The sequence below is a fragment of the Wolbachia pipientis genome (assembly GCF_030373985.1).
GTDB lineage: Bacteria > Pseudomonadota > Alphaproteobacteria > Rickettsiales > Anaplasmataceae > Wolbachia > Wolbachia pipientis_D.
This window is the reverse complement of the sequence record NZ_JAUCRB010000004.1, coordinates 47,091-60,224: the sequence shown is the minus strand read 5'-3', so window position 1 is coordinate 60,224 and position 13,134 is coordinate 47,091. Positions and strand designations below refer to the sequence as shown.

The window sequence follows — 13,134 nt, the reverse complement described above, 5'->3', positions numbered from 1 at the left end:
CAGTAAGATGTAACAATGTCTAATCTTCTATAGCTTTTTCTGAAACTTTTATACTAAATGGATAAATCTTATACAAACCAAGGCTAAACTTGCTATGTTCTCCTGCATCTTTTCCTTTTAATTCATTTATTACTCTTTCAAGTAGATTATCCTCATTCAGACCTTCACTCTTACACACTTTTTGTATGATTTCAAAAAGTCTGCCCTTTTCTATCGCCATAACCTTTCCCTCTAAGTTTTGTATAGTCTCACAAAAGAATTAAATTTGTTTGAAACGACATGCTTTACTCAAAAAATTAATCATAAATACTCTCTTGCACTTCTCCTATCATTCATAAATACAAGCCCTCTCCCGTCATACTAGCGCTTTTTTCTTCTCATTCCTCGCCTCCAAAAACGTTCCTACTTACACTAACATTTTTGTCAACGAATCACTTGACCTTTACAACCCCAGCGCGTGACACACAACTGTATGAGCATTTGTTTTCGAAGGCAATCCACACAGTAAACGGTGTCATCCCAATGCTCCGACACACAGCTGTATGAACATTTGCTTTTGTTAAGGTAATTGGTACAACAAATGGTATCATGCCAGTGCTTGACACTGGGATCTGATGCAGTTATTCTAAGCCAATGCTTATCTCACTACTCTTGGCTGAAAAGACCAAATTTTTGAAATAATGAAAACCATCAGCGCTTTAATTCAAGAGGGATCAAAACTACTATCATCACACAAAGTTGAATCACCGTATTTGGACTGTGAAATCATTATGCAGCATGTCCTTGATGTGGAGAAATCATCCATAATCATGAACCACGCTGATCGAGTGCTAACAGAGAAAGAACTTCTATTTTGGAAATTAACGAAAAAAAGAGCGAAAAGGTATCCAATATCACAAATAATAGGTAAACGTGAATTCTGGAGTAAAAATTTTATAGTCAATCAGCATGTTTTGGATCCAAGACCAGATAGTGAAACAATAATCTCAACAGCATTAAAATATTTCCCGAATAAAAAGCAGAAACTAAAAATTGCAGATTTTGGTACAGGCACAGGTTGCCTACTGATATCCGTACTTAGCGAGTATCAATATGCTGTTGGTGTTGGTTTTGAGAAGAGTTCAAAAGCATATAGAGTTGCCTGCCAGAACGTGAAAAAGCATAACCTATCTAGCAGAGCTAAAATATTTTCAAGCTCGTGGACAGAGTGCAGAGGACTATTTGATCTTATAATTAGCAATCCTCCATATATCAAAAGCAGTAAATTAAAAGACCTGCAAGCTGAAGTACAAAAAGAGCCAAAAATTGCCCTTGATGGTGGCATTGATGGTTTGAGCTGTTATTTGAGTATTTTTCCAATATTGAGAAAGTGCCTTAAAAAAAATGGGTTTGCGATATTGGAGATAGGTGAAGACCAAAATGATATCGACAAAATAATCCTCTCACACGAACTAGCTTTTCAGGAATACGCATATGACTTAGCAGGAACGAAGAGATGCATTGTTGTGAAGCAATATGCAACCCTCTCGTCATCCTAGTGCGTGGCACTGGGGTCTATACTCTTTTCTTCTTGAACGCCAGCCACGTTTTGAAATGACACCAAGAGGCCTATTGTTTTTCAAAGGGCTTGAAAGGTTAGGCTTTAATAGCAAAATGGAAAGTAAGGCCAGCCTCTATACCATGTATGATATAATGTATTGCCTATATTTATCTCTTCTTGTTTTTTCACTCCTGCTAGTGAGTTCGTTCTAACACTGCCGTCAAGTCTCGATTTTTTTCCTTCACCTAATTTCACTTCCCCCAACAGATCTACTTTCAGCTTATGATCCGTCCCGAAGGCACCAAAATGTCTATATACCCAATATGCATATTTACATTTTCATTGACGGAATAATCAAGACCAGCTTTTAATTGATATGCAAGTCTTACTGATGCTTCTCCGAACGTCTTCATTTTTGTTAAACCTATTCCAGCTCCAACATAAGGCGAAAAAGAGAAACCATAGTTTTCCAATAGTAATAAGCATTGGCTATTACAGATGCGTTTTCAATTTTGTTATTATCGACTTTAGCAGCATACATATAAGTTTTTTTGTCCGCGCTTAGACCAATGTCTCTCAGGTATGATATACCCATTTGGTCCCCTTCTAAACCAACATTATCAGCTTTTACGGAAGCATATATCCCTTCTAGTTCAACTCTATAGCTGTTGTTACCCAATTCTTCTGTACGACCAAACTATATTTGCAGCAAAAGGTGGGTGTATAGTCCCCCTTGTATTCACTTGGTTTTTGACCTCTTATTATGTCCGGAATATACATCTCATCTATAGTGAAATTTTTAGTCTTTCCAGCTTCCTCAGCTTTTTGTTCTACTTTCAATGAACCTATGCTATTAAAAAACCTGATATCCACTACCAAAGCAAAACCCCTCTGTTTCACTTGCAAAAGACTGTTGTGACAATAATAAAGCAAGTGCAGTAACCGCAATGTTTTTTACTTATTACTACTTCCCTAACTTAAAATAGATTATTTAATGCTAATTAATTAAAAATGGTTTAATGTGAAAAGCTTAATGACTTACAAAACTTGTTTTTTGAGCAAGAAATAGGCAAAAGAAACCCCGTTAGCTAGTTATTCACTATCTATTTTATAATATTAGCGTCTTTATAATGTTTTACGCTTAATAAGCGCAATTCACAGCACTGGCTAACAATGTAAAAAACATAAGGTGCACATAGTGCAAAAAATTAAACATGACACGCCAAACATGTTAAGTTTTTTACCGTTTAATCTGCACAGACTGAAGATAAATAAATAGCTTCAGTTTCATAGTAAGGAAGCTGGCAAAGCTTGTCAAGTAGTTTTTAGTCACGTTTTTATGGGTAAAAAACGTGCTGCAAGCTGTTTCGATTTTACTTCCCTTTATCCTTTGGTTCGTTGTCAATATCTTCAAATTCATCATCTTCGTCATCAAACCCATCATCATCTTCTTCCTCATTAAATTCATCATCACTTTCTTCATCTTCAAACTTGTCGTCAAAATCTTCATAGTCGATATCTGTCTCTTTAAGTTCATCACCGGCTTCCAATTCATCATACACTACATCTTCGGTTTGATCTTCAACAGGATAATCAGCAGTGTTAGGCCCTTCAATAGCATTATTCTCTTCGTTGCCAACCTTGTCATTGTTGGCAGAAGAAAAAATCTTATTTGGGTCATATGGCTCCTGTGTAGGTACACGAGTTGGCTTGAGTAGCTTCCTTGTGAAGGTGCTGTCACTATAGTACAAAATTTTCTTTGATTTAATCGGGTAAGTTGATTCTATTAAAATTATCTGCTCATCACGTGGCAACATAATAATTTCTTGAGGTAGCAGCAATGCTCTCTGCGTTTCAGAAATATGTAACGACCTTGAAGCGGGATTCAAATCTAAAAATTTCGGCTTGTTTAACGACTCTTGCCGTACAGTTTTGTTTCCTATAAGTTGCGATATTAAATTAGCCGTTTCAATGTTATTTGCCGCAAAAGTTATTCTATAAGTCGAGTTTGATAAAAAGGAGTTCATTCCTGCTTCCTCGTATATTCCTTTGAGCTGCTCAGTATCCTGAACAATTAAGAATAATCTTACTCTATAACCACGAAAATATGCAATACCTGTTTGAAATTGCTCCATTTTTCCAAGTGTTGGAAACTCATCCATTAAAAACAATACGCCATAAGGCTCATCATCTAACGGTAATTTTCTACATAAAAATTCAGTTGCTTGCTGGTAGAAAACCTGCATTAAAGGTCTTAACCTGGTCAAGTTATCTGGAGTTAACCCAACATAAATTGTAGTTTTCTTCTTTTTAAAATCTAAAATATTAAAATCACTTGACGCAGTTGCAGTATCAATTAATGGGTTTGCCCACAATTCAAGCGATGAGTTCATAGTTGATACAACACCTGACCTTTCTTTGTCAGCTTTTTGTAAAAAGGCCGCAATGTTCATATACGCCACAGGGTGTATTATTTTACCCATTGTATCAAGAGCAACAGCAAGATTATAAACTACGTCATCACTGCGCATCGTGCGTACAACCTCACCAAAAGATTTAACTTTCTCTGGTGCAGCAAGTAGGTATAATACCACTCCAACAAACAAGCTTCTTGCTTCATTTTGCCAAAAGTCTTGTTCAGGCATGATTAAGTTGGCTATTTTCTGCACATCATCAACCATCTGCCCAGGCTTTTCACTAATCCATTGTAGCGGATTATAACAGTGGCTTATTCCATCTGGTTGTGCTGGATTCCATACAAATACCTCTTGCCCTAGCCGTTCTCGCCAACCACTTGTTATTTCATAGTTTTCTAATTTTATGTCGTGTACAATCACTGAATCAGTCCAGAACAATAAATTAGGAATTACAAAACCAACACCTTTACCAGAACCTGTAGGTGCAAATAACAATGCATGCTGAAATCCATCAGCAATAAAGTAGCCTCTTTTATCTTTACCAAGTAATAATCCCTTTTTGCTTCTTAACCCTGCTTTTCGTATGTCTTTTTCCAACGCCCACTTTGAGTCTCCGTGGAGTGATTCTTTCTTCTTAAACGGCCGCCACTCAATTATCCTCTCTCTCAAATTCCATAGAATAATCATTAAAACAATGATAGGCAGTGCAGAAGACGCAATCAATTTAATCTTGAGTTCAAGGCTATATAATTCTGGATGATGCCAACAATATTGTATATGATCAAAAATTGTTGGCCAAAGAGCCTGAGGGAAAGGTGTCAAGCTAGGATTAATTGCTTTAAAATCGACACCATCTGGACCATCGACAAACAGATAAAATAATATACCAGATAAATAGAAACAAAACTCTAGTACACTAAAAACTATAACACCCCCTATCAAAATATTGCGTAAGTGGTTTCCATTACTCATAAACTACTTTTTCTTATTATGTATAAACTTAAGCATTTTCACTTAAAGATCTAGTAAATAATATTTCAGAAATGCTCCTTTTTCCCCTACTGGTTCTTTTTAGTTGAATAACAATATCAATCACATTTCTAATGTATGGCATAATCTGATCTGGGGGAATACCGAGATTAGCTTGCATGACCATCAATTTTATTTGTTCAAGGGCCATCGCTGGGCTATCTGCATGAAGTGTTGATATCGAACCAGGGTGGCCAGTGTTTATTGCCCGCAGAAAACTAAAAGCTTCCGCTCCACGTAGCTCACCAACTATTATTCTATCTGGTCTTAAACGTAAGCATGCTTCTATCAAATCCTGAGTAGTCACTTTTGCCCTGCCCTGTCCTCCTTTGGAGGCAATCAAATGGACTTTATTGGGATGATCATTCAAAACGATTTCCCTTGCATCCTCAACGGTAATAATTCTTTCTTCAGCTGGAATAGCACGCAAAGTAGCATTAGTAAAAGTAGTTTTACCGGTAGAAGTTCCACCACTAATTATGATGTTTTTCTTATTTACTACAGCATATTCTAAAAACTCTTTTATTTTCTTTCGCTTTAATAGTGAATTCAGACTACGGTCTACTGGATTATCGGTTACTTCTATAACAGTTTCAGAAAAAGCCCCCATTCTTTCATAATCGTCCAATGCTAATTGCATGGTAGAAGGTTTACGGATCGACATGACTACTTTATCAGTCTCACATGCTGGCGGAAATACTATCTGTATACGATAGCCATTTGGTAGTGTAGCTGAAAGTAACGGGGCTTCTTCGCTAAGTTTTTGTTCTGTAGCCTGAGCAATTAATCTGCCAAGAGATTTCAAATGGTTAAGATCTAATACTTCTAACTTTTCACACCTGACTTTACCGCGATTTTCAATCCATACTTTCTTTGGCTCATTTATTGATATTTCATTTACACCTTCTTCTTGAAAGATGCTTTGCAACGGCTCTAAATACGTATCAAGTGCAGCATAGTTCATTTTATTGATTTAATATTGCTTGTGGAGGAAATACTATATCTTGGTTAACAAATACTTTCAATGCAGTGCCTTGATCAACATAAACAGTTGGTTTTTTATCTGTATATCTGTTGACTATATCTCGCATATCCTTAGAAAAATTATTGATCGATTTCCCACTTGCTTCATCATAAACAGATATGCCTTTTCTTTGAAATTTTTGCAGCAGTTGATTTACGTTTTCTAGACTTATATTTACCTCATTTTCTACAACTCCTAGTGCTTTTGCTATTTCCTCTTTCATTATTCTCAGTAAATCTTGCTCATTTTTAGTATTTCGAATTCTTTCAATAGCTCCAAGACCTAATTTCCATTTGTCACTAGATATTTCTTCTTTTGGTCTAATAACATCCTTGAGTGCAGAAAAATCTATTTCAGTTGCAGTTATGGATCTAACTGCATCCATGGCAGTTAGCACATCAATAAGATTAGAAACCTTTTGCCCTACAAAAGCTGAACCAATTGAAACACCTGCAAGCAATATTGAAGAAAACAACGCACTTGCTATTTTGTTATCAACTATACCAGCTATTCCTGCTCTACCAAGCTCATCGGCACCAGGTGATGAAATAGCAATGTCTATTCCATAAGGAAGAATGACCCTATTCCAGTTTATGTTTATGCGTGCTCTTGCAACATTTGAGTCAAATGAATAGCTACCTATCAATCTTGAACCTTTGGGTATTAAAACCGTATCACCAGTTTCTGCATAAACATTACTACTAACCACAGCACGTAGCATTCCTTGCAGATCAGAGTCTATTGCAGTTTCTAGAACAGCATCAACAATTTTACCCTGAGTAATCATAAATCCGAGCTTCCCTACTCTGGCAGCTATGCTCGGCTGTGCTGAAGTGGTGGATAAAACGGCATCAGCAGCCTTGTCCTCTCTACTGCTACCTGAAATTGCTAACATTTGTGCACCACGTCTGTCTTTAGGATAACCACCACCTCCTATTGTAGGAAATGAGGGAGGCAAACCGCCAATAATATCGCCATGAGGGAAGTTTTGCTTTGGCAAAACAGGCATATTTGACACAGGAGTTTCTTTTGGTTTTTCTTCTTCTTTCTTTACCACTTCTTCTTTTTTAATCTGCTTTATTTCTGGTATAACTTGCGGTGTAGGAAGAGGAGGTAAAGGTGGCAGATCAGTTATTACCCTTTCATGAACTATTGTATTATCTGGAACCTGCTCCAGTTTTCCTTTCAACTCTTGAACGTTTTGCTTAGGTTCTTCTTTTCTACTCACCTCCATATTCTCTTCATTAGAAGAAGGACTAAAATAGAGATAATATACCCCGCCAACTAGAAGCACTAAAATGATAATCATTAATGCCCTATGACTACGTGTAGAGCCAACTGTTACTACCTTGCTCTCTATTTCCGATTCATTTTCCGAATTGTTACGCCTCTCTTCATTCATATTGCATGTACCACAGCTAAAGTGACCTATTTATAATTTCAACTTCATCATTTTCATAACGCATGAACAACTTTTTATGCACCCCTTTTATTACAACATAGTCATCAAATAATAGCCTTTTACAAGGCAATTTAGTTTTACCCTGTTCTGTAAAAATCTTAGGTATTTTACTACCATCCTTAAATTTAAAGTAGGTTAAATAGCCGTCATCAAATAACTCAACTGGTATTATATCCGCATTACTACCCTCATCAATATATGTATAATTATACTTCGTATCATTTTCTTGTATTACTTCTTCTGGCTGCTCTACAACATATTGCATTTGAGTAGGCATCGATATTTCATCTAAATCAATATCAAATTCATCTTCCTCTTGAGGATAATAAAAACGTACTACGTAAGATATATCTTTTTCAGCAGAATAATCGTGTCTTATTTTTTCAGCATCGGTGCCTGGATATCTATCGTAGTTTGGCCTTGAGATTAAGTCAAAAATATAATTCCTTTTTTTTGTCGTTGTAATAATCATGTTAGTGCGGCTACTAACTTCAAACGGCATGATAAGTAATTTATTGTCATAAGGGCTAATTTTCCAACTTGATGCATCACCAACAGCGATGTTTTTGACTTTTTCTCCTTCTGCAAATTCAATATAAGAATAGTAACCTTGACTGAAAACAACTGTGAATACTTCGTTAGGATTGTACACAAAAGTTTTTATTCTGCTGTCTACAGAAATAGGCTTATAGTAATTAACTGATGCACTTAAACCACAACTTATCAGCAAAGCTAAAACTAACAATATTCTATACATACTCATCATCTACCCTATAAGAAATAACTTGAAACCCTAACGGATTAATATATCTTTGCTGATCATTCATTTCAAGTGGTGCATACCTATATGACATGATGACTATCTTGTTTTTTCTTATAGAACTTCCATCTTTTCGTGTAAATTCCACAGTAAATCTTACCTGAAAAGTATCATCATCCAATTTCTGAATCGAGCGAACCTTAAACTCGTTTTTAACAAAGTCTGAATATAAATTAAAAAGATCATTCATGCTCTGCGAGTTTATATAACTTCTAAATTCTCTATATACATTGGATGAAGAAAACAACCTCACCTTTGTGTAATAGTTATAATTGTAGTTATATGGATCAAAAACTTCCCTTGATTTTATATATTCTGCAATAAAATGATTGTTAAGTACTTCATCCGCGGAATATTGTTTTACTGTAACAGGATCAACCAACTGCACTATTCCCGATTTTTTTTCAATTTCTATAACAAATGGCTCAATAGTACTACTAGTACTAATTTTAAATATAGCCAGTATACCTACAGAAATTGCCATCAATAATACTAACGTAAATAAAAGTAAAATATTTCTCTGAGCAACAACCGTGCTATAGCGGCTTGAATTCCAACTTATATCCTTATCCAACAACTCGTTGTCTTTTTTTTGTTTAAAAAACTTTAGCATCTTAATATTCTTGAAATTTTAACTTATATTAACGAGCATAGTAAATTAACAAACTAGTTATAATAAAAAAGCTAAAAACCCTTAACCCATGGCCTAATCTGCTAAATTTTGTCTCCATATATGAATTGTTATATTGATTACGCTCCATAATAAGTGGTAGACACTTTGTAATCTCTATACCATTGTTTTTCAACTCCGATAACTTTCCACCATTATTTGTAAGTAATTGTATTTTCTTGATGCCCAATTTCTTGAGCATTTCAGCTGCAATAGCAAAACTCCTTTCGTCATCTTCAAAACCCAATATTCTATTTGCATCCACAGTATCGAGGTTATATTTTCTTTGCATATCATATGCCCTTAACTTATTAGTTAAACCAATGCCTCTTCCATCCTGCATCAAGTATAATATAATACCACTCCCAGAATCAGTCATTATTTGGATTGCCTGATGTAACTGGCTTCTGCAATCGCATGATAAGCTGTCTAATAAGTCGCCTGTATAGCATGAAGAATGAACCCTTACTAAGGGTTCACTATCTTTATCTAGGTTACCAATAATAATTGCATAATGTTCCTTTCCGCCACTCCTAGTTCTGTAAGATACGATACTTACTTTCTGAGTCTGTTTTAAAAATAACGATGTTTTGCACACTTCATATAAATCCTGATTTTGTTGAAAATTATTTATGAATGACGTGTCCAGCACAATAATGTCATTTTTCTCGCACCAATCCCACATTTCATCCTTATCTTTAAAAGTCATATCAACCACTAATGCGTATGGCAATAACTCTGAAAATTTAAGCAAAGTAATAGCATATTCATCTATTGCCTTTGAGCATTGCAATTTCTTTGTGCAATCTCCTGCTGAACAGCTTACTAAATGGAGTAGTTCATCAAAGGCGTTTATCTGTAAACGCTTGCTGTCATTTTCTCTATTTTGGGATGTATATTGCACCTTACTTGAAGTTAAAGTGATATATAGATTATCTGATATGAGCTTATACTGATTAAATAAATTCCTATCTAAAGTTTCAGCGGCAGCAAACAATAGATAGTCATTTTCATCATATATTACAATTGGCAGACCACGCCTGATTTCGCCGATGGCCCTTTCTACTTTATTTTCACCTTGATTGCCTATAAACATTTCACCTAACATTAACAACTACAAGACGTTTGGTGCGGCCGAGAAGACTTGAACTTCCAAGGCTTTATGAGCCACAGCGACCTCAACGCTGCGTGTCTACCAATTCCACCACGGCCGCACTTTATTCTAGTTTTTATATAATTATTTCAAATTACTTAATCATTTTAGAACTTTTCACCTAAAGTGTCAATCTGATACTAGGATAATTCAAGAATTGCCTGTATAACTTGCTTATGAATTTTGTGATTATAAATTTCAATTACTTAAGATGATTATATTACTAATTTTTAACTTGGGTTTTTATACAAATGAATATAGCTAATATCCTTATCTTTTTAGCTTTATCTCTTATAAACAGTTTTCATTCTGTCCATGCACAGATATTATACACGTGGTCTCAAGTTATTCCAGAAAATAAATTAAGTGTACGTACAATTATAGACAACAACATATGTCCTATTGCTTATGTCAACGGCGAGGAAGTAGAAATGCTAAGTCGCAGCTCAATTAACAATGGCAATCATATTGAAACAGTTTGTGAACTGACAGTAGAAACGAGTGCTAAAAACATTAGTATTGAAAATATACAGGTCCCCATACTACCAGAAAAGATCAGCAAAATTGCTTTCATTGGCGACACAGGCTGCAGAATAAATGCATTACTTCAGCAGGAATGTAATTCGGTAGATAGCTGGCCTTTAAAAAAAAATTTAGATTCTATTGCTTTTCATAAACCAGACCTAATTATTCACGTTGGCGATTATCATTATAGAAAAACAAAATGTAGAAATACACAGAAGTGCGGCAATATTCACGGGTATAATAAAGAAGCTTGGTACGCTGATTGGTTTAAACCTGCAAAGGATATTTTACTGCAATCTTCTTTTCTTTTTGTTAGAGGAAACCATGAAAATTGTGACAGAGCTTATGAAGGATGGTTTAGGTATCTAGATCCATACCATTTTTCACCTGAAAAATGTGAAAATTTTGTTTCTAGTTGGTCTTTAGACGCTGGACCGATAAGGCTTTTTATCTTTGACTCTTCGTCTGGTGAGGATATTTTTACAATCCAAAGCACAATTAACGCTTTTAAGAGACAATTTGATAAATTAATACAAGATAGTTCTGACAAGCCCACGTGGTTTTTAACTCACAGACCGCTTTGGAGATCTCCAAAAAAAGAGTTTTTCACATTAAAAAGCCATGGTAATCTTACACAAATCGAAGCCTTTGGTGATAAATTTCCAAGCAATGTTACTACCATAGTTTCTGGCCACATTCATATAGCTCAGATTTTATTAATGAATAATGCCCCAGACCAGATTATAGTCGGAAACGGTGGTGCATTATTACACGCTCAAGATCAGGAACCCACTTATCAAAACGTAGAATTTAGTTATTCAAATGGTAAAAACTACTTAGCACATGAAGTTAAAAATCTCTTCGGGTTCGGTTTTGCAATATTAAACTTGGACGATCACGAATTTACTTTCTATAATCAAGATAACAAGGAAATGTATTCTGCAAAGCTAACAGAAAGCTTCAAGCTTAAGGTAGACTAAAGCCACAACTGACTTATCTTAAGTGAATGTAGCTAACTACTTTTATATCAAATAACAAAGAAACGCTAATCAAACATTTTACCTTATTGTTCTAATGCATAGTACTAGGCCATAAGATCTGTGCTAACCTCTACTTAAACATTTTTCTTAACTGATTAATTTCATCAGCAAAATTTGAATCGGTTTTTATAAAATTTTCTATTTGCTTTACTGCATGTATAACAGTAGCATGGTCTCTGCCACCAAAGCTTCTTCCAATATCTGGCAGACTCTTTTGTGTAAATTTCTTAGCGAAATACATAGCTATTTGTCTTGGCCTTACAAGACCACGTAGCCTTCTATTGGAGTGCATATCTGCAACTTTTATATTAAAAAACTCGGCTATTTTCCTTTGTATTTCCACTATCGTAATCGATTTATGATTTGATCTAAGAAGATCAGCTAGAGTTTCACTGGCTGATTCTACTGTCATACTTCTTCCAATCAATGAAGTATGAGCAACCTTATTCAAGGCTCCTTCTAATTCCCTTATATTAGATTTTATATTCCTTGCCAAAAACTCTAGGACATCATTTGGAACATACATATTCATTTGCTCTACTTTGGCTTGCAATATACCAAGTCTTAGCTCGAAAGTTGTTTCATTAATATCTGCTACTAATCCCCAACCAAGCCGCGATTTTATTCTTTCTTCTACTCCATCAAGATCGCTAGGAGATCTATCAGCTGATATAACCAATTGTTTATTTTGGTCTATTAACGCATTAAAAGTGTGAAAAAACTCTTCTTGTGTACTATCTTTACCACTGATAAATTGCACATCATCTACCATCAATACATCTACTGATCTAAACTGCTCTTTAAACAACATAATATCTTTGCTTCGTAGCGCTGTAATATATTGGTACATGAACTTTTCTGCAGATAAATATGCCACTTTTCTTTTCGCTGATGGAGAATTAACTATGTGCCAGGCTATAGCATGCATTAGATGTGTTTTACCAAGTCCCACTCCGCCATATAGAAACAGAGGATTGCTGCCCGGTATCGGATCTATAGACTCTGCCACACGCTTTGCAGCTGTAAATGCTAATTCATTTGGTTTTCCCACTACAAAATTATCAAAGGTGAATCTCGGATCCAGCGGCGAACCAAGACTATGATTACTTTCCTCCCTATTTTTTGATATAGTACTAGGATTTTGATTCCTTTCTTCAGTTACTTGAATATCAATAGAACGTATACTTTTATCCTCATTTTGCCACAATGACAGCATCTTTTCCATGTAATGCACTGTAATCCATTCTTTTATAAACCTTGTTGGCACAGACAACAAAATTTCTCCATTGCTACTACTGACAAATTTAAGTGAACTCAACCAGCTGTTATACGTTGCCTCTCCATAGAGATTATAAAGACAATTTTGAATTTTCTCCCAAGTAACATTGTGATCCGTTACTGTAACAATTTGGTCAAAAAACATAGCAGAAACCTTAGGGTTAATCAAGCTCATA

The 13,134-nt window shown here is 35.3% G+C and carries 10 protein-coding genes, 1 tRNA gene and 1 pseudogene; 2 read left to right on the top strand and 10 right to left on the bottom strand.

The genetic code is table 11. The features are described 5' to 3' along the window. Window positions 1–19: 19 nt before the first annotated feature. Complete coding sequence (locus tag QUS22_RS04400; protein WP_289513776.1) at window positions 20–220, bottom strand: hypothetical protein; 201 nt, start codon at window positions 218–220, stop codon at window positions 20–22. Window positions 221–680: 460 nt separating this feature from the next. On the opposite strand from QUS22_RS04400, the gene prmC reads away from it, so the two are divergent. After that, window positions 681–1,538: a peptide chain release factor N(5)-glutamine methyltransferase gene (prmC, locus tag QUS22_RS04395; protein ID WP_289513775.1), complete on the top strand. Its 858-nt coding sequence runs from the start codon at window positions 681–683 to the stop codon at window positions 1,536–1,538. A 97-nt stretch (window positions 1,539–1,635) separates the two neighbouring features. Here prmC and QUS22_RS05635 read toward each other — a convergent pair. The 8 genes and pseudogenes from QUS22_RS05635 to QUS22_RS04355 all read right to left on the bottom strand — a co-directional run bounded on the left by QUS22_RS05635 (window position 1,636) and on the right by QUS22_RS04355 (window position 10,176). After that, window positions 1,636–2,489: pseudogene (locus QUS22_RS05635) on the bottom strand (P44/Msp2 family outer membrane protein). Window positions 2,490–2,913: 424 nt separating this feature from the next. Further along, on the bottom strand, window positions 2,914–4,929 hold the full coding sequence (locus QUS22_RS04385) for a type IV secretory system conjugative DNA transfer family protein (protein WP_289513774.1): 2,016 nt from the start codon (window positions 4,927–4,929) through the stop codon (window positions 2,914–2,916). A 28-nt stretch (window positions 4,930–4,957) separates the two neighbouring features. Next, window positions 4,958–5,950, bottom strand: a complete 993-nt coding sequence (virB11, locus tag QUS22_RS04380) for a P-type DNA transfer ATPase VirB11 (RefSeq protein WP_289513773.1) — start codon at window positions 5,948–5,950, stop codon at window positions 4,958–4,960. A 1-nt stretch (window position 5,951) separates the two neighbouring features. Next, window positions 5,952–7,412 (bottom strand): TraB/TrbI/VirB10 family type IV secretion system protein, encoded by a 1,461-nt coding sequence (locus tag QUS22_RS04375; RefSeq protein WP_289513772.1) that lies wholly within the window; start codon window positions 7,410–7,412, stop codon window positions 5,952–5,954. Window positions 7,413–7,428: 16 nt separating this feature from the next. Beyond that, window positions 7,429–8,235, bottom strand: a complete 807-nt coding sequence (gene virB9, locus QUS22_RS04370) for a P-type conjugative transfer protein VirB9 (RefSeq protein ID WP_289513822.1) — start codon at window positions 8,233–8,235, stop codon at window positions 7,429–7,431. Then, window positions 8,222–8,905 carry a VirB8 family type IV secretion system protein gene (locus QUS22_RS04365; RefSeq protein WP_289513771.1) on the bottom strand — a complete coding sequence of 228 codons (684 nt, stop codon included), beginning with the start codon at window positions 8,903–8,905 and terminating at the stop codon, window positions 8,222–8,224. Before QUS22_RS04365 ends, virB9 begins: the two co-directional genes overlap by 14 nt. A 28-nt stretch (window positions 8,906–8,933) precedes the next feature. Then, entirely contained in the window at window positions 8,934–10,058 is a 1,125-nt protein-coding gene (locus QUS22_RS04360; protein WP_289513821.1) for a GTP cyclohydrolase II, read from the bottom strand. A gap of 30 nt (window positions 10,059–10,088) precedes the next feature. Then, window positions 10,089–10,176 (bottom strand) — tRNA-Leu (locus tag QUS22_RS04355). Between the two features lie 190 nt (window positions 10,177–10,366). On the opposite strand from QUS22_RS04355, the gene QUS22_RS04350 reads away from it, so the two are divergent. After that, on the top strand, window positions 10,367–11,620 hold the full coding sequence (locus QUS22_RS04350) for a metallophosphoesterase family protein (protein ID WP_289513770.1): 1,254 nt from the start codon (window positions 10,367–10,369) through the stop codon (window positions 11,618–11,620). A gap of 130 nt (window positions 11,621–11,750) precedes the next feature. Here the strand turns inward: QUS22_RS04350 and dnaA are convergent, their stop codons facing one another. Then, the gene (gene dnaA / locus QUS22_RS04345; RefSeq protein ID WP_289513769.1) at window positions 11,751–13,133 is read right to left on the bottom strand and encodes a chromosomal replication initiator protein DnaA; all 1,383 of its coding nucleotides are present in this window, start codon (window positions 13,131–13,133) and stop codon (window positions 11,751–11,753) included. Window position 13,134 lies beyond the last annotated feature (1 nt).